This is a genomic window from Corynebacterium poyangense (assembly GCF_014522205.1).
In the GTDB taxonomy this organism is placed as follows: domain Bacteria; phylum Actinomycetota; class Actinomycetes; order Mycobacteriales; family Mycobacteriaceae; genus Corynebacterium; species Corynebacterium poyangense.
Window position 1 is genome coordinate 1,949,851 of record NZ_CP046884.1, and the last position, 19,060, is coordinate 1,968,910.

At 51.4% G+C, this 19,060-nt stretch carries 17 protein-coding genes; 11 read left to right on the plus strand and 6 right to left on the minus strand.

The window, feature by feature from the left end; translation table 11 throughout:
• Positions 1-6: 6 nt before the first annotated feature.
• The 3 genes from GP475_RS09195 to GP475_RS09205 all read left to right on the plus strand — a co-directional run bounded on the left by GP475_RS09195 (position 7) and on the right by GP475_RS09205 (position 2,892).
• Positions 7-741 carry a TetR/AcrR family transcriptional regulator gene (locus GP475_RS09195; RefSeq protein WP_187974108.1) on the plus strand — a complete coding sequence of 245 codons (735 nt, stop codon included), beginning with the start codon at positions 7-9 and terminating at the stop codon, positions 739-741.
• Positions 742-830: 89 nt separating this feature from the next.
• A complete protein-coding gene (locus tag GP475_RS09200) occupies positions 831-2,195 on the plus strand; it encodes a TrkH family potassium uptake protein (protein WP_187974109.1) in 1,365 nt (454 codons plus the stop codon).
• Between the two features lie 28 nt (positions 2,196-2,223).
• The gene (locus GP475_RS09205; protein ID WP_394367434.1) at positions 2,224-2,892 is read left to right on the plus strand and encodes a potassium channel family protein; all 669 of its coding nucleotides are present in this window, start codon (positions 2,224-2,226) and stop codon (positions 2,890-2,892) included.
• Between the two features lie 9 nt (positions 2,893-2,901).
• Here the strand turns inward: GP475_RS09205 and araA are convergent, their stop codons facing one another.
• The 3 genes from araA to GP475_RS09220 are packed head-to-tail and all read right to left on the minus strand — an operon-like array spanning position 2,902 to position 6,686.
• The gene (gene araA / locus GP475_RS09210; protein WP_187974110.1) at positions 2,902-4,404 is read right to left on the minus strand and encodes an L-arabinose isomerase; all 1,503 of its coding nucleotides are present in this window, start codon (positions 4,402-4,404) and stop codon (positions 2,902-2,904) included.
• Between the two features lie 16 nt (positions 4,405-4,420).
• Positions 4,421-5,116 carry an L-ribulose-5-phosphate 4-epimerase gene (locus GP475_RS09215; protein WP_187974111.1) on the minus strand — a complete coding sequence of 232 codons (696 nt, stop codon included), beginning with the start codon at positions 5,114-5,116 and terminating at the stop codon, positions 4,421-4,423.
• A gap of 16 nt (positions 5,117-5,132) precedes the next feature.
• The gene (locus tag GP475_RS09220; RefSeq protein WP_187974112.1) at positions 5,133-6,686 is read right to left on the minus strand and encodes a xylulokinase; all 1,554 of its coding nucleotides are present in this window, start codon (positions 6,684-6,686) and stop codon (positions 5,133-5,135) included.
• Positions 6,687-6,798: 112 nt separating this feature from the next.
• Between GP475_RS09220 and GP475_RS09225 the strand changes: the two genes are divergently transcribed.
• Positions 6,799-7,794 (plus strand): LacI family DNA-binding transcriptional regulator, encoded by a 996-nt coding sequence (locus GP475_RS09225; RefSeq protein ID WP_187974113.1) that lies wholly within the window; start codon positions 6,799-6,801, stop codon positions 7,792-7,794.
• A gap of 134 nt (positions 7,795-7,928) precedes the next feature.
• On the plus strand, positions 7,929-9,329 hold the full coding sequence (locus GP475_RS09230) for a sugar porter family MFS transporter (RefSeq protein WP_223144648.1): 1,401 nt from the start codon (positions 7,929-7,931) through the stop codon (positions 9,327-9,329).
• A 7-nt stretch (positions 9,330-9,336) separates the two neighbouring features.
• Here GP475_RS09230 and clpX read toward each other — a convergent pair whose 3' ends face one another.
• Positions 9,337-10,644 (minus strand): ATP-dependent Clp protease ATP-binding subunit ClpX, encoded by a 1,308-nt coding sequence (clpX, locus tag GP475_RS09235; protein WP_187974114.1) that lies wholly within the window; start codon positions 10,642-10,644, stop codon positions 9,337-9,339.
• Positions 10,645-10,761: 117 nt separating this feature from the next.
• On the opposite strand from clpX, the gene GP475_RS09240 reads away from it, so the two are divergent.
• A complete protein-coding gene (locus GP475_RS09240) occupies positions 10,762-12,219 on the plus strand; it encodes an AMP-binding protein (RefSeq protein ID WP_187974115.1) in 1,458 nt (485 codons plus the stop codon).
• 39 nt (positions 12,220-12,258) lie between these two features.
• A complete protein-coding gene (locus GP475_RS12535; RefSeq protein ID WP_224400670.1) occupies positions 12,259-13,050 on the plus strand; it encodes an HNH endonuclease family protein in 792 nt (263 codons plus the stop codon).
• A gap of 27 nt (positions 13,051-13,077) precedes the next feature.
• Here GP475_RS12535 and GP475_RS09250 read toward each other — a convergent pair whose 3' ends face one another.
• Positions 13,078-13,716, minus strand: a complete 639-nt coding sequence (locus GP475_RS09250) for a 3-oxoacid CoA-transferase subunit B (protein WP_187974116.1) — start codon at positions 13,714-13,716, stop codon at positions 13,078-13,080.
• Positions 13,713-14,456, minus strand: coding sequence for a CoA transferase subunit A (locus tag GP475_RS09255; protein ID WP_187974117.1), 744 nt, complete (start codon positions 14,454-14,456; stop codon positions 13,713-13,715). Before GP475_RS09255 ends, GP475_RS09250 begins: the two co-directional genes overlap by 4 nt.
• Positions 14,457-14,525: 69 nt before the next feature.
• On the opposite strand from GP475_RS09255, the gene GP475_RS09260 reads away from it, so the two are divergent.
• From GP475_RS09260 to GP475_RS09275, 4 genes are read left to right on the plus strand one after another with little or no spacing between them, the layout of a single operon-like run.
• Complete coding sequence (locus GP475_RS09260; protein WP_187974118.1) at positions 14,526-15,344, plus strand: IclR family transcriptional regulator domain-containing protein; 819 nt, start codon at positions 14,526-14,528, stop codon at positions 15,342-15,344.
• Positions 15,322-16,527 (plus strand): acetyl-CoA C-acetyltransferase, encoded by a 1,206-nt coding sequence (locus tag GP475_RS09265; protein ID WP_187974119.1) that lies wholly within the window; start codon positions 15,322-15,324, stop codon positions 16,525-16,527. Before GP475_RS09260 ends, GP475_RS09265 begins: the two co-directional genes overlap by 23 nt.
• Before the next feature lie 16 nt (positions 16,528-16,543).
• On the plus strand, positions 16,544-17,272 hold the full coding sequence (locus GP475_RS09270; protein ID WP_187974120.1) for an alpha/beta fold hydrolase: 729 nt from the start codon (positions 16,544-16,546) through the stop codon (positions 17,270-17,272).
• Between the two features lie 10 nt (positions 17,273-17,282).
• Positions 17,283-19,058: an FAD-dependent oxidoreductase gene (locus GP475_RS09275; RefSeq protein WP_262485172.1), complete on the plus strand. Its 1,776-nt coding sequence runs from the start codon at positions 17,283-17,285 to the stop codon at positions 19,056-19,058.
• The last annotated feature ends 2 nt before the right edge of the window (positions 19,059-19,060 follow it).

Consider the following 19,060-nt stretch of genomic DNA (forward strand, 5'->3'; position numbering starts at 1 on the left):
GCGAATATGAATATTGATGAAGCCATCGACGGCGGCACCGAAGGCGCAGTGTCTCCTAGTGATGTCGTTGATGTCGCTTTAGAGCTATTCGCAAAAAAGGGATATTCCGATGCAAAATTAGAGGCTATTGCCACGAAATCTGGCATGTCGAAGCGCATGATCCATTACCATTTCGGAAATAAACGTGGATTATATTTGCGTTCTCTCACTGAAGCAGTTCATCGCGCTTATCCAGATCCTAAAGAATTAGAATTAGATAGCTCTGTGCCGGTTGAGGGAGTCCGGAAAATGGTCGACGCTATCTGGACGCACATGGTTTCTCATCCCAAGGAACTCACCCTATTAGTGGGTGAAAGCCTGCACAATAACGCTAAATTAAAAAACTCAGCGCCCTTGGCTGACGCCTCAGAATTGACTCTTCACCTTGACAAATTACTGATGCTAGGCCAAGACGCTGGAGCTTTCCGTCCCGGAATCTCGGCCGAGGATGTTTTCACGCTTATTACTTCTTTCGCTTATTACCGGGTGTCTTTGGACTCCGTGATGAAGAATCTTTTAGATATTGACATGGATCGTCCCGAAAATCTCTCCGGTATGCACCGGTTAGTGATGGACACCGTGCTAGCTTTCTTGACGTCCAATATCCCGGCGACCGGACAATCAAGTTACCTCACTCCGGAGGTTAGCGATGAACCACAGTCAGCTGCAGAAATCTATTTTTCTGACGGCGAATTTAACTAAACCTCTCCGCCCCTATCCGGCGCAGCCGCAGATACTTTGGGCCCCCTTGTGTTCTTTGGCTACGTAGCTGAGGAGTAGGATCACGCGCCATGATCGGATCTAAACCGAGGCTGTCTCCCCAGACCCGAGTGTGTTGGGGTTTCGCCGGATTAGTGTGCCTAGGCACGCTGTTTTTGTCGACGCCGTGGGCCAGTGCCGGACCCGAACCCGTGCCCGTGCCCGATGCTCTTTTTACCGCGACGTCCGCCGTCAGCCTCACCGGGCTAGTAACTGTCGATACTGGGACTGTTTGGTCCACTGCTGGCCGCGTGACCATTGCCCTGTTAATCCAATTCGGTGGTTTAGGGTTCATGACTATGGCCTCCCTGTTGACGCTTGCGATCTCTGGGCGGCTAGGGCTTAGTCAAAATGAAGATGCCCAAGCCGAAGGCCGCGGAGTTGATCACGGTGAGGTGGTCTGGGTGGTGCGATCCACCATCCTCTTCACCCTCGGAGTAGAACTGTTTATCGCCGCGGTTCTGGCCTTAAGGTTTTCTCTCGCCTATCCGCATTCAGGGATTCTGGAGCCACTATGGTTTGGTATCTTCCACGCTATTTCCAGTTTCAACAACGCCGGTTTTGCACTGCAAAGCGATAATATGATCAGTTTTAATACTGATCCCTTTATCTTGCTGCCTCTAGCATTGTCCCTCATTATCGGCGGTATAGGCTTTCCAGTCTTATTAGAATTAGCACGCCGTTTCCGCTGGTATTTCTTCAACCACGGCCAGCGTCGTCGTTGGAGTTTAACGGCACGCTTTACTTTTATCGGAACGCTTAGCCTCATTGTCGCCGGAACGCTATTAGTATTACTGGCAGAATGGCGCGGCGCTCTGAGTACGTTCGGCAATCAATATCACCTAAAGTTTCTCAACGCATTTTTTGCCGGAGTCAGCCCGCGTACCGCCGGATTCAATGCTCTCGACTATGCCAATTTCCACCCTTCCACCCTGCTAGGAACCGATATCCTCATGGTCATCGGTGGAGGTACCGGAGGTACCGCCGGTGGCGTCAAAGTCACCACTGCGGCAGTCCTAGGAGCCGCCGTCCTAGCTGAAATTCGTGGTTTTAATTCCACCACTCTCGGAGCCCGTCGAGTTCCTTCAGAAACTATTCGCCGAGCTTTAGCTCTCCTAACTCTCTCCTTGCTCTTAATTGTCGGCGCAGTAACCACGCTACTTTTCCTTGCGCCACAATTTACGACGGACCAAATTGTGTTTGAGGTGTGTAGCGCCTTTGCTACCGTCGGACTTTCTACCGGAATAACTCCGGATCTACCTTTTAGTGCCCAAGCGGTTATTATCTGTCTTATGTTCGCTGGTCGCGTGGGACCTTTGGTGCTGGCAACAGCCTTCGCCTCACGCAATAAACCCCGCTATTACGACTATCCCGAGGAGCGTCCTTCTCTTGGCTGAATACAGTACCCCGCGACGTCGCCGGAAAATATTCCTTCCCGGTAGTGGTTCAGAATCCAATCCGGTCATCATTCTAGGGATGGGCCGCTTTGGCCAAGCCCTAGGTGAGGAATTACAGGCTCGGCGAGTAGAAGTGTTGGCGGTAGATGCCGACCAGCGTCGGGTGCAAGAACTTGCCGATGATTTCGACCATATTGTCTGCGCTGACACCACCCAACCATCTACTCTCAGGCAACTCGGAGTAGCAGATGCAAAACGCGTAGTTATTGCTATTGGATCAGATCTGGAAGCCTCTATTCTGACCGCGTCTGCTGTTATCGACCTTGGCGTGCCCTCGGTGTGGGCAAAGGCAGATAGTCCAGCGCATGAAAAAATTCTGCGGCAAATTGGAGTCCACCATATTGTGATGCCGGAGGCTGATACTGGACGTCGCGTAGCCCATTTGATGGACGGTCAAGTAGCAGACTTTATTGAATTTGATCCGGGATTTGCGCTAGCCAAAATGGTTGTTCCAAAACACGCGGCTGGAAAGACCTCCCGGGAAATTAGAGCCCAAGGTGCAGGTGTCGCTGTGGTGGCGGTGCGTCGAGATGGTGGCGCATATACGTTGCCATCACCCCAAGAACCACTCCTCAGTGGCGATCTCGTGGTGATGGCTGGAGCTGCCGATGACCTTGAGGAATTTGCCGCTGGCTAGGTCAATCTCCTAGTAACGGTGGTGCAACCTGTGATACACGGAGTTCCAACGAAGTGATTCCTCGAAATTCCTAACCGTCGTATCCTCATCGATGACCGCCAGTTCAACTCCCGCTATGCGCGCAAAGTCTTCCCAATGATCCAGAGTAATTGCAGTCGACATAGCAGTGTGGTGGGCTGCTCCGGCAGCGAGCCAACAGCATGTGGAAGTATCAAAGTCTGGTCTCGGTTCCCAAAGGGCGCGCGCTACAGGCAGGGTCGGTAGAGCGTGGTCTGGCTCAATTACATCAATAACATTAGCGGTTAACCGGAAACGGTCACGGAGATGCGCTATAGCGACCACTACGGCTTCTCCCGGATCAGCATTAAACACCAACCGCACCGGATCTTCTCGGTCGCCGATACCTAGTGGATGGATTTCCATTCGGGGCTTAGCAGTAGTCAGGCTCGGACAGATTTCCAGCATATGTGCGCCAAGAATCTTCTTCCTGCCTGCACCAAAGTTGTAGCAATAGTCCTCCATGAGCGATGCTCCACCTGTTAGACCATAACCCATTGCCTTCGCAACACGGATAAGAATTGCGGTTTTCCAATCCCCTTCAGCACCAAACCCGTAGCCTTCCGCCATCAGTCTCTGAACGGGTAAACCTGGTAGTTGCTTCAAAGCACCCAGATCCTGGAAGTTGTCCGTAAAAGCTGAAGCATTCAGCCCAGTCAAGAAAGTACGCATTCCCAATTCTTGCTTGGCTGCATACTCTAAGGATTCCTTGCGCTCGTTCAGAAGAATGGGATCAATATCATAGGTATGCTGATACTCCTGAATTAAGTCATCAACATCACTCTGTGAAACTTGGGAAATGATCTCGGATAATTCATTGACCGACCAAGTGTTAATCTCGGCGCCGAACTGAATAGTTGCTTCTGTCTTATCACCTTCGGTTACGGCGACGTCGCGCATATTATCACCGAAGCGAACGACGCGCATATTTTGTGCTTCCCACCAGCCCGTGGCAGCGCGTGCCCAGACACCAATACGCTCAGTCACTGCTTTGTCTGAGGCATGCCCTACAACAGTAACTCGTGGAATATCCATTCGAGTGAGGATATAACCGAATTCTCGGTCACCATGAGCCGATTGATTGAGATTCATGAAATCCATATCAATCGTATTCCAAGGAATATTTTCATGGAACTGGGTATGGAAATGTAGCAATGGCTTAGTAAGGGCGTTCAAACCCCGGATCCACATCCGAGCTGGAGAAAAAGTGTGCATCCATGCAATGACACCAATTACTTCTGGCTGCTTGCCAGCTTCCGTGAGTGCTGCGAAAATGCTCTCGGAATCTTGAAGTACCGGTTTCCACACCACGGGCACTGGGATGGAATCGGATTCATTGAGTAAAGCCACGACTTTTTGAGATTGATCAGCAACTTGATCCAAAGTTTCCTGTCCATATAGGTCCTGACTTCCAGTCAGGAACCAGATCTCTTTGTCATGAAATGGGTTCTGCATTGTACGCCTTCCTTAACTACTGTCCATAAACGTTCTGGTAGCGGTCATAGAGCTGATCTATGGCCTCCTGAGGTATAGGACTAATTTGCCCCAATTCCTTTGCAAGATGCATTGCCTTTGCAACTTCCTCCACCATGACCGCCGATTTCACTGCTTTAGTTGCGTTTGTACCGATAGTGAAAGGCCCATGGTTTTTCATCAAAACTGCAGTGGAGCGAGAATTACGCAAGGTTTCCACAATTCCTTTGCCGATGGAATCGTCCCCAATAATTGCGAAGGGGCCCACCGGAATTGGGCCACCATATTCATCACCGATCATGGTGAGACCACAGGGAATCTCCTCGCCTCGGGCCGCCCACGCACAGGCGTAGGTTGAATGAGTATGTACTACCCCTCCTATCTCTGGCATGTGTCGATAAACATATGCATGAGCAGCGGTGTCTGAAGAAGGTTTGTATTCACCTTCAACAAGGTCTCCGTCTAAATTACAAACCACCATCTTCTCTGGAGACAGCTCCTCATAGCGTACTCCCGATGGTTTGATCACAAATAAGTCTTCTTCGCTGGGAGCTCCTGAGACCAACACCCTTTCGGAGATATTTCCTGCAGTCCACACAACTAATCCCCATCTGGGTAATTCTGCATGCAGATCGGAAACTCGCTTTTTAGTTTCCTCTATTCTCTTTTGGATGTCACCATTCAAGGAATTCATCTTTTTAATCTTCTCCTTACATATTTCCGGTAGCAGTGGTATCAGACATAGCTCTAATTATTTCTGGCTGAATCTCAAGAGCGGCAACAAAGCGAGCCAGAAAATCCTCAAAACCTTCTTTGTCTTCTTGCCGAGGTTGACTTACGTTCTGTTTCTCTTGGTTAAAAATCTCTGTTGCGAGATATTCCGAAAGGGAACCTTCGGTGTGGAGACTCCGCGCCAATAATGCAGCTCCCCACGCACCGCCTTCCCCTGCTGATTCAGCAATGGAAATGGGAGTATCTAACGCTGCCGCCAGTAGCCGTTGACCGACTTCTGCCGTCCTGAAAAAACCACCATGCGCAGCAAGAGAATCAATTTTGACGCCTTCTTCATGGAGGATCTTCATCCCTAAGGCTAGCGTTGCGAATACGGTAAAAACCTGGGACCTGAGGAAATTCCCCAGATTGAGACGTGAATCTACCTCTCGAATTATCAGAGGATGGCCTTTACTTAGTCGTACAATTGGCTCACCACTGAGATAATTACAGGTTGTGAGTCCCCCACCATCAGTGTCGGCTTTGAGAGTCTCTTGGAAGAGCACGCTATAGAGAGTGTCAGTGCTAACTTTCGGCTTTCCCGAGACGAGATTAACAGCCTCAGCAAAAACTCCCATCCATGCGTTGAGTTCATTGGTGCCATTGTTGCAATGAACCATGGCGACCGGGTGCCCATCTGGGGTAGCTACTGGATCCAACTCCGGGTGTGAACTCGTCAGTGACTTTTCCAGGACTACCATTGCAAAAATAGAAGTACCTACAGATACATTTCCCGTCCTTGGGTTAATTGAATTAGTCGCCACCATCCCCGTACCGGCATCTCCTTCTGGAGGACAGAGTGGTATTCCAGGTTGCAAGTGGCCAGTGGGATCAAGAAGTTTGGCCCCTTCTCGACTAAGAGTTCCAGCTTCTTCTCCAGCCACCAGCACCCGAGGAAGATGTTTGCGCATATCAATACCTGTTAAGTTCTGGTATTGATTCAACTTCTGACTGTCATAGTCAAGAGAGTCGGAATCGATCGGAAACATTCCGACCGCGTCACCGATCCCCAACACTTTAGAACCGGTTAATTGCCAATGTACGTAACCAGCCAACGTCGTGAGAAAATCTAAGTTCCGAACATGATTCTCTTGGTCAAGGATTGCTTGGTAATGGTGAGCAATCGACCATCTCAGGGGCACATTTACCCCAAAAAGCTGACTCAACTTTCGGGCTGCAGATCCAGTGGTGGTGTCCCGCCAAGTTCGGAAAGGAGTAAGCAAAACTCCGTCCCTATTGAAGGCCAAGTAACCATGCATCATGGCTGATAATCCAATTGCGGCCCAGGTTTCCGGATATTCCCCCAGGTTGCGGCACAAATCGCTGTAGCTATGCTGAACTCCCTCCCAGATTTGCTCCAGAGAGTAGCTCCAATGGCCATTCACCAGCTGATTTTCCCATTCATGCACGCCTGTAGCCACAATTTCACCTTCGCTATTAATGGCACAGGATTTGATACGGGTTGATCCTAGCTCAAGTCCTAAATATCGCATGAGCACGTCCTTTATCAGCAGAATGTTAACGTTATCATTCCTGAGTGTGCATGGTAATAGGTCACCTTGTCAACCATAATGTGAGTTAGACCATTGACTTAAGATAAATTTCATGAATTCAGGCCATCGCACCCCAACTATGAATGAGGTTGCCCGCAAAGCAGCAGTTTCGGTTCAAACTGTATCCCGGGTGGTCAACGGCTTTCCGGGCGTCAAGGAATCCACCCGGAAGCGGGTCAACGCCGCCATTCAAGAGCTCGGCTACCGCCCTAACCTAACAGCACGTGCTTTAGTCACTCGACGATCAGGGCTCATCGGTGTCGTCTCTGTCGGATCATTTCTTCATGGCCCTACTAACACTCTCGCCGCAATAGAAAAAGCAGCCCGTAAAAATGGCCGACTTACGCTCCTAGCAGCCATCGAAAATTCGGATGAAATCGAATTCCTGAAGACTATTGAAGAATTTCAAGAGCGCAACGTTGAGGGTCTTGTCATTATCGCTTCGAGAGAAGCTGTTGTTCGGTACTGCACCCATCTAAAGCTGACCACACCGCTCATCATTGTAGGCCCCCGCCCAGCAGACCTAGGTTCACTCCCCTGTCTAAGTGTCGATCAATTTGCCGGAGCTAAGCTCGCGATTGACCATCTACTAGATCTAGGACACAGGGATATTGCTCTGGTTACTGGTCCCCGCCAGTGGGTTGACGCCCAACAACGCCTGGAAGGCGCCTTGGCCACTTGTGAATCACAGGGAGTACATCCACGGATTTTTAGTGGAGATTGGTCACCACAATCTGGCTTCCTAGCGGGTGAATGGTTAAACTCCTTACCCGAACCTTCACGTCCTACAGCTGTATTTGCAGCTAATGATTCCATGGCAATGGGAATCATGAGGGCATTGAGTTCGTCCACTACACATATGGCAGTAGTAGGATTCGACAACATTCCAGAAAGCGAATTTCTTACCATCCCACTTACAACCATCCACCAGGATTTTGCCACCCTTGGGAGACGCGTCCTAGAGGCGCTCCTGGCATTGATTGCTGGCGAAGAAGCAGATTTTAGCCCTATAGCTCCCCATCTCATTATCAGGGAGTCCAGCCTCTAAAGTGCTATTTATCACAAATGTTAACGTTGACATTTTTGCTCACTTCTCATAGCTTCGAAGACAGGCGAAGTGTGAGGGCTAACAAAAATTCCACTTTTATGGCCCTTACCACATTTTGAGCAAGGAGTCACTCTATGTCTTCTATGGCAGAAGTCAACACTAGAGATTCAGTGCCCCGTAGCTTCATCTACTTTTTCGGAGCTTTTGGGGGAATCCTCTTCGGCTACGACATCGGTGTTATGACCGGTGCTCTACCTTTTCTCCAAACCGACTGGAATCTACAAAACAATGCTGTGGCAGTGGGATGGATAACTTCCTCCCTCATGCTTGGAGCCATTCTTGGAGGCGCCTTAGCCGGACAATTATCGGATCGCTTTGGGCGCAGAAAGATGATTCTTGCTGCGGCAATCATCTTTGCCATCGGTTCAGTTCTATGCGGTATATCCCCCGATCAAGGGACCATTTATCTCATTATTATCCGGGTATTTTTAGGTTTAGCAGTAGGAGCAGCATCAGCTTTAGTTCCAGCATATATGTCAGAGATGGCTCCGGCATCGCTGCGCGGCCGCCTCTCGGGACTAAACCAAACGATGATCGTAAGCGGAATGTTGGCTTCATATATCGTGGCATGGTTCTTGAGGTCCTTAGATCACACAATTGCATGGCGTCTCATGCTCGCTCTAGCGGCGGTCCCAGCTATCGTTCTCTTCCTGGGAGTATGGCGCTTACCTGAGTCGCCGCGTTTCTTGGTGAAAAATGGTGAACTTGAGCTGGCTAAAACTGTTTTAGGACAGATCCGGGAGCCTAACCTTATAGAGAAAGAGCTTCAAGAGATCCAGACCACAGCTCAGCAAGAGCAGAATGCTTATAGGGTTTCTTCATGGTCCTCTCTACTAAGTTCTCGGTACCGCTATCTCATAGTCGCAGGAGTAGGTGTCGCGGCGTTTCAACAATTCCAAGGTGCCAACGCGATCTTTTACTATATTCCGCTGATTGTTGAAGATGCTACTGGCACTGCAGCGTCCGATGCTCTCTTATGGCCCATTGTGCAGGGCGTCATTCTGGTAATTGGCTCACTTTTCTTCATGTTGATCGCTGACAAAATTAACCGAAAGTTCCTATTAGTCCTTGGTGGATCAGTCATGGCACTATCTTTTCTTGCCCCGGCTATCATCAACTCACTAAGTGATAACACTCCCCCAATGATGATCGTTGCTTTCCTTAGCCTCTATGTCGCCTTTTATTCCTTTACCTGGGCTCCCCTCACCTGGGTGCTAGTAGGCGAAATCTTCCCCCTCATGATCCGAGGACGCGCATCCGGTTTGGCGTCCTCCTTCAACTGGATTGGTTCTTTCGCTGTAGGCTTAGCTTTCCCAATCATGAGCGCATCCATGTCTCAAGAAATCGTCTTTGCCATCTTCGGTGGCATCTGCGCGCTTGGAGTGCTCTTCGTTCTCACCCGTGTGCCAGAAACCCGCGGACGTTCTTTGGAAGACATCGAGGCCTCAAATAAGGAATCCACTCCCTCCACTTAACACGCCACTATGCGGATTCCCGCCCCTCAGCCCTTATGAGCTGAGGGTTTTTTCCACCGGCGACTACGTCCGCAGTAATACGAACGCTCTCCACATCATCATGATCCGGAAGATCAAACATCACCGGAACTAGGATTTCTTCCATTATGGCGCGAAGACCTCGCGCCCCGGTTCCCCGTTCCAAGGCAAGATCAGCGATTTTTTCCAAAGCTTCATCGCTCATCCGCAACTCCACCCCATCCATCCGGAACAGTTCTTGGTATTGCTTAACGAGGGAATTACGTGGTTCAGTCAACACCTTCACCAGACTGGACCGGTCTAAATTAGCCACCGTCGCGATCACGGGCAGGCGTCCAATGAACTCAGGGATCAAGCCAAATTTCACGAGATCTTCGGGGCGCACCTGGGAGAAAATATCCATGTTTTCCCGGTCTTTCGCGCTATCAATATCGACGCCAAAACCTAAACCACGACGTCCTACTCGTTCCTGAATGACCTTTTCTAGCCCAGCAAACGCCCCAGCGACAATGAACAAAATATTAGTTGTATCTAGCTGGATATATTCCTGGTTAGGATGTTTGCGACCACCTTGGGGTGGGATCGCGGCTACTGTTCCTTCAAGAATTTTCAGTAGCGCCTGCTGTACCCCTTCCCCGGAGACGTCGCGTGTAATGGAGGGGTTGTCCCCTTTTCGGGTGATTTTATCTACCTCGTCGATGTAAATGATCCCGTGCTGGGCTCGTTCTAGGTTATTGTCTGCTGCTTGAATTAAGCGCAGCAAAATATTTTCGACGTCTTCTCCCACATAGCCGGCTTCGGTTAAGGAAGTTGCATCCGCCATCGCAAAGGGAACATCCAGCAGCCGAGCAAGAGTTTGGGCCAGATAAGTTTTTCCGGAGCCGGTGGGCCCCAGCAACAAGATATTAGATTTTGCTAATTCTACCGTGTCATCTTCAGTGTCATTCATCGCACCACTAGCCCCCGGAAGAGAAGCTTTCCCGCGAGCTTCTTGGGCACGTACCCGCTTGTAGTGGTTATAGACCGCTACCGACAAGGTGCGCTTGGCCGCATCTTGTCCAATAACATAGCGATCCAAGAAAGCAGCGATTTCCGAAGGGCGCGGCAGCTTCGCTGGAGATTCTTTCTCAGATTCCTGAGATTGCGCCATTTCCTCGGCAATGATCTCATTACACAGTTCAATGCATTCATCGCAGATATACACCCCACCACCGGCGATAAGCTTTTTCACCTGTTTCTGGGTTTTCCCACAAAAAGAACATTTCAGCAGGTCAGAGGTTTCTTGCATACGTGTCATGAGGGTTTGGTGACTCGCTTCTGAATACGGCTTCTAAGGTCTTGTCCTCCCACTGTAGCTAACCCGTCAACACCACCCATAGTGCCGTGCCGATAGCGTCGCGCTAATCTTGCCCACGTGTCCTCTCTCTATCAGGAAATTTTTGGTTCCCTCCCCCCGGAATTCCTCGATCGTCCAGCAATAACAGATGATCACCGCACCGTCAGCTACCGAGAACTTCGAGCCCTCATCAACAACGTGGCCCACAATCTCCACGACGCTGGATTTCGCCAGGGAGATGTTCTTGGGCTTTGCCTCCCAAATTCCATAGAATTTGCGGCGTTTTTCCACGGGGCTCTCCGCGCCGGATGCGTGATATCCCCCTTTCACCCTGCTTCCCAACCCCACGACCGGGACTACCAGCTACAGTGCGCCCAAGCTCAACAACTATTCGACGCCTCCTCAGTCTCGGACTTTCTTTCTCCCCCGGCACCAGGACGTCCCCCTCTGTCCTTTCCCCTGATTAAGGATACCGACCTGGCGGTGATTCCCTTTTCATCGGGAACCACCGATGCTCGCCCGCGCGGGGTCAAACTCCACCACGGCAATCTAGTTGCCAATATCCGACAAACCTTACCCTGCATGAAGAATCTAGGGTTGCAACCGTCGTGGACAATGCTGGCGCCTCTCCCCTTTTCCCATATTTATGGCCTTACTGTAGAACTCAACATGGCCCTCGCCCATGGCAACCATATCCTCACGATGGAGCGGTTCTCCCTTTCTTTCTTAGGGGAATTAGCCGAACGCTATCAAGCCAAGTGGCTCAGCGTCGCTCCCCCTATTCTTCTGGCTTTACGTTCGGCGCTGCATTCTTCTTCCCAGACTGAAGTGTTAGCCCAGTTTAAGAGCTTAGAAGTAGTGCTTTCCGGTGCTGCACCTTTAGACGGTCACTTAGCAGCCGATATATCAAAAAAACTCAATGCCCAGGTTGTCCAAGGCTACGGCCTCACCGAGGCTTCACCAGTCACTCACGTGTCCCTTCCGCACCAAGAAGATCCTGCATCAGCGGGGGTGCCGGTAGCTGACACAGAAGTAAAGGTCACTGATCCACACCAACCTAACCGTCTTGTTCCCCCGGGCGAACTAGGCGAAATGTGGGTTCGCGGTCCTCAGGTGATGTCTGGATATATCAACGGCGGAGGTGTTGACCCAGAAGGTTGGTTAGCCACGGGAGACATCGTGAAGGTCGATGAGCACGGCTTTACCTGGATCATTGACCGAGCTAAAGAGTTAATTTTCTATCACGGCTACCAAGTACCGCCGGCAGAATTAGAGGCAGTAATGTTGTCTCATCCTGGAGTTGCCGCCGCAGCAGCAACCTCTGGCTATGATTCCCAGGGCCAAGAGTTCCCCCGGGCGTTTGTGGTGCGAGCCGATAACCCCCAGGGAAAAGCGTTGACAGAAAACGACGTTATATCTTGGGTCGCCAGCCGAGTTACCCCATATAAGAAGGTTCGCCAGGTAGATTTCGTCGACCATATCCCGGTTTCTGCGAGCGGCAAGATTCTTCGACGACTATTAAGAGACAAACCCTGAGGTCACGGCCATGTCCAGGGCCTATGAAACACTAAGTGCGTGAGTAGGAAGAAGAAAACTCTACTGGGCTGGATACGCGTTCGACGTCTCCCCGCGATCCTAGTTGCGCTCCTGGTTGCCATCACCTGGGGGCAAGGCAAAGAGCAAGATTTTTCTTCACTGCTTCAGCAACTAACTCGTGTTCCCTCACAATTAGCCTCCGAGTTGGAAGCTGAGGATTCCCCAGCAGCAGCGGAACGCTTCCCGACGGTGGATGCGCATCGCGCCTTCCAAGAGCTTTCTGAGCTCGAGGTGAAAGGTCGAGCCCCGAAAACCGGTTATCAGCGCAACATGTTCGGCCAAACCTGGAGCGATGATGTGGACGTGGAGTTCGGCCACAACGGCTGTGACACTAGGAATGACATTTTGCGACGGGATTTACAGGACGTAAGGCTTAAACCCGGAACTTTTGATTGTGTGGTGCTGTCCGGTCATTTGCTCGATCCGTATTCCGGGAAAGAGATTGATTTTGAGCGTGGCAAAGACAGCAGTTCTCGGGTGCAAATTGATCATGTGGTGGCGCTTTCCGATGCTTGGCAAAAGGGTGCCCAACAACTAACCCCGGAACAGCGGCGAAACTTTGCTAATGATCCGCGTAATCTTCTTGCGGTCGATGGTTCCGTTAATCAGGCGAAAGGAGATGGAGACGCCGCTACCTGGCTGCCACCTAATAAGGCTTTCCGGTGCTATTACGCTGCTCAACAAGTTCTGGTGAAGTGGAGTTATGGTTTGTGGGTGACCGAATCAGAAAAAGCCGCCTTGGAGCAGCAGCTGCGCAGCTGCCCACAATAGCGACACGCGTTATCTGTTCCGCGGCGCTTAGTCCGCGACGGTGAAAGGAGCGTCGGTAATTTCCTTAAGCTCTTCTACGCTAACTCCCTCTGCGCATTCCACCAAAGTTAAACCGTGAGTATGGTCCACTTGGAACACCGCATGAGAAGTAACAATCATATCCACGCAGCGAGCTCCAGTCAGGGGAAGAGTGCAGGCTTTAAGGATTTTTGAGGTTCCTTTTTTAGTCAGGTGATCGGTCATCACAATCACCTTCTTCGCTCCGCGCACCAAGTCCATGGCTCCCCCCATGCCGCGGACCATTTTCCCTGGGATCATCCAGTTGGCTAGATCTCCAAACTGGGAGACCTCCATGGCACCGAGTACCGCAACATCAACAGTCCGGGAACGAATCATCCCAAAAGATTCTGAGGAGCTAAAGAAACTCGCACCGGGATTCACCGTAATAGTTTCCTTACCGGCATTTGTTAACTCGGGATCTAGTTCTTCTTCCGTGGGGTATGGCCCTACCCCTAGCACCCCGTTTTCCGAGTGAAGAACAACGTCTTTACCTTCCGGGATAAAACCGGGGACCAAGGTAGGCATACCAATCCCTAAGTTGACGTACTGTCCATCTTCTAATTCTTGGGCTACTCGCACAGCCATTTGTTCTCTACTCCAAGTCACTGGCGCACCTTCTTAATCTCGATGGGGGTTTCTTGCGGACCAACTTCTACGACCCGTTGAACATAAATGCCGGGAACGTGGATCTCATCTGGATCTAGTGCTGGCACAATCTCTTCGACCTGCGCGATGGTCACCTTGGCGCATCGCGCAGCATCCGGATTAAAGTTTCGCGCAGTTTTGGAAAAAACTAGGTTTCCAGCCTGATCTGCTTTCTTGGCGTGCACCAAAGCGAAATCAGCGTTGATTGCTTCTTCGAGCACAAAAAGTTCACCGTTGAACTCACGAGTCTCTTTTGGTTTTGATAACTCGGCTACGCTTCCGTCGGGATTATGCCGCACCGGGATACCACCGTCAGCAACGGGGGTGTTAACTCCAGCAGTCGTGTAAAAGGCGGGAATACCAGCACCCCCGGCGCGCATCCTTTCGGCCAAAGTTCCCTGAGGGGTAAATTCAACAGCAATTTCGCCAGCAAAGTACTGACGTGCGTACTCCTTGTTGTAGCCGATATAGGATCCGATTGTCCGAGAGATCCGATGGTCAGCCAGCAAAATCCCTAAACCCTGACCGTCTGCCCCACAGTTATTGGAGATAATGGTGAGGTCTGTAGCCCCTTGACTGTGCAATGCCTCGATCAGGCGGACGGGAACTCCGACCAGGCCGAATCCGCCTACGGCGATGGAAGCGCCGGAAGGAATATCGGCCACGGCTTCTTGTGGCGAAGGCACTGTCTTGTCAATCATGAAAGGTAGTGTACACTTAGTTCATATATTGCACAATTGTTCTATATACGAACATTTGGGAGGTTCTTTGTGAGGCACACATCCGCCAGAGATTCCTCAACCATTACTCCGGTCCAATCTCTCATCCGGGGGTTAGCCGTAATCCAAACCTTTGGTGCGGAACGCCCCCGTCAAACCCTGACCCAAGTTGCCGAAGCTACCGGCCTTGCCCGAGCCACTGCTCGACGTTTCTTACACACCTTGGTACAGCTTGGCTTTGCTGCCACCGACGGTCATGAATTCTGGCTTACTCCCCGAATTCTCAGCCTCGGCACCGCCTATCTCTCTGGCTTAGGGCTACCCGCTCTGGCTCAGCCTCGGCTCGAACAGCTCTCCCGACAACTTAATGAGTCTGTCTCTATGGCTGTTCTTGATAACACTGACGTGGTGTATGTCAATCGGGTGGCCGTGCGTCGAATCATGACGGTCGGAATTACCATTGGCTCCCGATTCCCCGCTTACGCCACCTCAATGGGGCGCGTATTACTTGCCGACCTCAGCGATAAGGAACTCAAAGAGCATCTTGACCAGGTTGACATAACCAAAATTGCACCTAATACCCTCACTGACTCCAAGACCATTATGAAACGGATCCGTGAGGTCAAAAACCAAGGATGGTGCATTGTAGATCAGGAATTGGAAGCGGGATTGCGGTCATTAGCGGCCCCGGTGCGCAATGCTGAGGGGCGCGTAGTCGCAGCCATTAATACCTCAACCCAGACCGCTGTCCACGATCTGGCCACCCTCCACGAGAAATTCCTACCCGCACTTTTAGAAACAGCTCATGCCATTAGTGAAGATTTGACAGCTACCGGAAAGGATTACCATGACGTCAACTCATGCCGATAACGCCATTGTTCTCTGCCACCCCTTACGCACCCCGGTGGGACGCTATGGCGGCTCTCTGCGATCGGTACCGGTACAGGATCTCGCCACCATCGTGGTCCAAGAAATTATTTCCCGGGCAGGCGAAAACATTAAACCCGAAATCGACGATTTAATTTTAGGACAAGCAACTCCTGGCAGCGCCGCTCCCGCTTTGGGTCGAGTTGTTGCCCTCGACAGCGGTCTTGACCATGTCCCAGGCATGCAACTAGACCGGCGATGTGGCTCTGGACTCCAAGCCATCGGCACCGCCGCCGCACATATCCAAGCTGGTGCGGCCGAACTCATCATTGCCGGCGGGGCAGAATCGATGTCCCGCGCAGAATACTCCGTAGACTCCGACATTCGATGGGGAATTAAAGGCGGAAACCTCAAGCTTAAAGACCGCCTTGCGGAAGGGCGCGAAACAGCTGGCGGCAAGAACCACCCCATTCTAGGCGGCATGATTGAGACTGCCGAAAACCTCCGGGAAGAATACAATATTGCCCGCGAGCCACAAGATCAAATGGCAGTGGAATCACATCAGCGCGCCGTCGCCGCACAGGAAGATGGGCGCTTGGCGGAAGAAATCGTCGCCGTCGGCGACGTCACTAAAGATGAACACCCCCGTCCGGGATCCACGCTGGAGAAACTCTCCACCCTGCGGCCAGTGATGAAGAACAAGGAAGGCTCAACCGTCACCGCTGGCAACGCCTCAGGCCAAAATGATGGCGCCGCAGCGGTGATTGTGACTACCGCTAAGAAAGCTCAAGAAATAGGACTACCCATCGCAGCGGTGCTGCGCGGCTGGGCGGTAGCGGCGGTAGAGCCAGAACGCATGGGAATTGGTCCAGTTCCCGCTACCGCCAAGGTGCTAGAGAGGCTTGGCTTGAGCCTGGAGGACATGGATCTCATCGAACTCAATGAGGCCTTCGCCGCCCAAGCTCTAGCAGTCCTCCAGGAGTGGGGTATCTCCCCCGATGATCCCCGACTCAACCCTCAAGGTTCAGGAATTTCCCTAGGGCACCCGGTAGGGGCGACGGGAGCTCGGCTGGTAGTTAGCGCTGCGCATCAACTGAATCGGAACAACCAAAAGCTCGCGCTCGTGACTATGTGCATTGGCGGGGGCCAGGGTATTGCTGCGGTTATCGAAAACCCGAACGCCTAAAACCTAAGGAGAAAAAATGCCTGTGCTGCACCACAAACGCTATGGAGCCGGACAACCGGTGGTGTTTTTAGGGTCAGTTGCTTCCACGTTGGAGATGTGGGAACCTCAACTAAACGCCCTCAGTCATAGCTATGATGTCATAGCCCTTGACCACCGAGGACACGGGGAATCACCCCTTATTGATGCCCCGACAAGTGTGGCCGAGCTGGCCGAGGACGTTCTAGAAACCTTGGACCAGTTAGACGTCGAGCGCTTTTCCGTAGTGGGATTATCTCTGGGAGGCGCGGTGGCGCAGCACTTATCTGAGCACAGTGGCCGGGTGGAACGAGCAGTATTAATGTGCACAGCTCCAAAATTCGGTGAGGAATCCACCTGGCGAGAGCGCGAAAAATTGACCCGAGAACAAGGTATAGCTCCGATGGTCGATGCCATTTCAGGATTGTGGTTCAGCAAAGAATTCGCTCAACAGCAACCTGCAACCGTAGACCGGTTCCGCACAATGATAGCGGGCATCTCCGGGATTGGATATGCCGCATGTTGCACCGCGCTTGCCGTCTTTGATCGGCGCACCTCCCCCGCCCTTCCAGTCCCCACCCTCACTATTGCGGGGGATCAGGACGCTTCGACGCCGCCGGATGTCGTAGCACAATTAGGCAGTAACTCTCTCGTAGTGCGTGGTGGGCATGTTCCCACCATTGAGTCACCGGAAGAAATTAACCGAGCCCTGATCGAATTTCTTGGATGAGTGATGCAAATTGAATGAGAAGAAGATTGCTCCACTCCGCCCAGGTAATGCGAAGTCGTTGCCACAAAAAGTCGACTTAGTGGTGGTTGGCAGTGGCGCGGGCGGGCTTAGTACTGCCACAATCGCCACCCACTACGGACTCAGTGTGCTCATCGTCGAGAAGTCGGAGTACATCGGGGGAACCACCGCATATTCAGCAGGCACCTGTTGGGCGCCGGGTAATAAATTCCAGACATCCCCCGACCGAATTCAAGCATCAGAATACCTTGATCAGGTGGTAGGAGATAAAGCACCTCGGGAACTACGAGAGGCATATCTTGATGCAGTTCCACAAGTCATATCAGAACTGGAATCGCTAGACGTACACTTTCTGCATTCCCCAGCAGTAGTTGATTATCACAGCGAAATTGATGGTGCTGGATGTACCGGCCGGGCTTTAGAACCCGAGCCCTATGATGGTCGCCGTCTCCATCGAGAAGCTTTTGCTGCAATACGACCTCCCGTACCAGAGTTCGCCTTGTTTGGGGGCAAGCTCATGATTCGGAGGCCGGAAGTCAACATCCTCCTCGGTCTGTTTAGTAAGAAACCCGCATCAACTCTTTCCGCCATGAGTACTGCGTTTCGTCTTGGCCTGCGATATGTGATCGACCGGCTACGAGGGTGGCCACGAGGTACTCGCCTAGTTATGGGCAACGCTTTAATAGCTTCTCTATACCAAAGCGCTACCAAACGCGGCGCCATAGTCGCAGTAAGCGCAGAGCCTAAACGAATCTATCGAGAAGGCAAAGCTATTACCAGCCTTGATATTTCCTTTGATGGAAATACTCACAACGTCAAGGTGAATCGAGGCATCGTACTCGCGGCTGGCGGGTTTCCCCAATCCCCTGAGTTGAAAAAGCAATTACTCCCCGAACCAACTCCTCAATTTAGCCGAGCCGCAGAATCGTGTACTGGGGATACTCATGTCCTCGCCCAAGAGGTTGGCGCGGTTCTTGATGGAGGCTTTGATAATGCACTATGGTTTCCGTCATCTATCGCAAGTCGGCGAGACGGAACACGCTCCGTTTTCCCACATATTTGGGATCGTGGACGGCCAGGCCTCATTGCAGTTAATTCACGAGGGAAAAGGTTTGTCGATGAGTCCTGCTCATATCATCGGTTTGTTCGCGCAATGTATGGAGAAAACAAAACCTCGCAAGCAATTCCCACTTGGTTAATTTTTGATTCGCGAACATTGCAACACTACGGCATGGGAAGAATTACTATGCCTCATCTCCCGAAGATTTTCCTCCGCAATGCAAAACGCTCAGGGTATCTCCACTGCGGAAAGACAATTAAGGATTTAGCTCAAAAAATAAATGTTAACGAAAATAACCTTGCCGAAACCCTAAATCAATGGAATAAAAATTGCGAAAAAGGAGTTGATCCCTTATTCCATAAAGGTGAGAGTGCTTTTGGTTTAGCGGCAGGTGATTCTGAGTCGCCAATAAATCCGAATTTAGGACCTATTGATAAAGCACCTTTCTATGCCATCGCAGTTTATCCAACCCCATTGGCCACAACTTACGGAATCATCACAAATACCTCCGCACAAGCTTTAGACAAAGACGGCGAGCCCATCCCAGGTCTATACGCGGTTGGAACTGACGCCCGCGGCATCATGGGTGCAGAGTACCCCGGCGCTGGAGTTCAAGTTGGTTCAGCTCTCGTATCAGGCTGGCAAGCAGCCCAACATGCCGCTCGTTCTTCTATAGGTTCTGCGGAACAGGATCCTAGGAAAGACTAGTC

What these genes read in the sequence shown, in the direction of transcription:
- GP475_RS09230 (WP_223144648.1), top strand. Translation starts at nt 7,929, where the DNA reads ATGTCTTCTATGGCAGAAGTCAACACTAGAGATTCAGTGCCCCGTAGC.
- GP475_RS09215 (WP_187974111.1), bottom strand. Translation starts at nt 5,116, where the DNA reads ATGAATTCCTTGAATGGTGACATCCAAAAGAGAATAGAGGAAACTAAA.
- GP475_RS09265 (WP_187974119.1), top strand. Translation starts at nt 15,322, where the DNA reads ATGACGTCAACTCATGCCGATAACGCCATTGTTCTCTGCCACCCCTTA.
- GP475_RS09270 (WP_187974120.1), top strand. Translation starts at nt 16,544, where the DNA reads ATGCCTGTGCTGCACCACAAACGCTATGGAGCCGGACAACCGGTGGTG.
- GP475_RS09255 (WP_187974117.1), bottom strand. Translation starts at nt 14,456, where the DNA reads ATGATTGACAAGACAGTGCCTTCGCCACAAGAAGCCGTGGCCGATATT.
- GP475_RS09220 (WP_187974112.1), bottom strand. Translation starts at nt 6,686, where the DNA reads ATGCGATATTTAGGACTTGAGCTAGGATCAACCCGTATCAAATCCTGT.
- GP475_RS09195 (WP_187974108.1), top strand. Translation starts at nt 7, where the DNA reads ATGAATATTGATGAAGCCATCGACGGCGGCACCGAAGGCGCAGTGTCT.
- araA (WP_187974110.1), bottom strand. Translation starts at nt 4,404, where the DNA reads ATGCAGAACCCATTTCATGACAAAGAGATCTGGTTCCTGACTGGAAGT.
- clpX (WP_187974114.1), bottom strand. Translation starts at nt 10,644, where the DNA reads ATGACACGTATGCAAGAAACCTCTGACCTGCTGAAATGTTCTTTTTGT.
- GP475_RS09225 (WP_187974113.1), top strand. Translation starts at nt 6,799, where the DNA reads ATGAATTCAGGCCATCGCACCCCAACTATGAATGAGGTTGCCCGCAAA.
- GP475_RS09200 (WP_187974109.1), top strand. Translation starts at nt 831, where the DNA reads ATGATCGGATCTAAACCGAGGCTGTCTCCCCAGACCCGAGTGTGTTGG.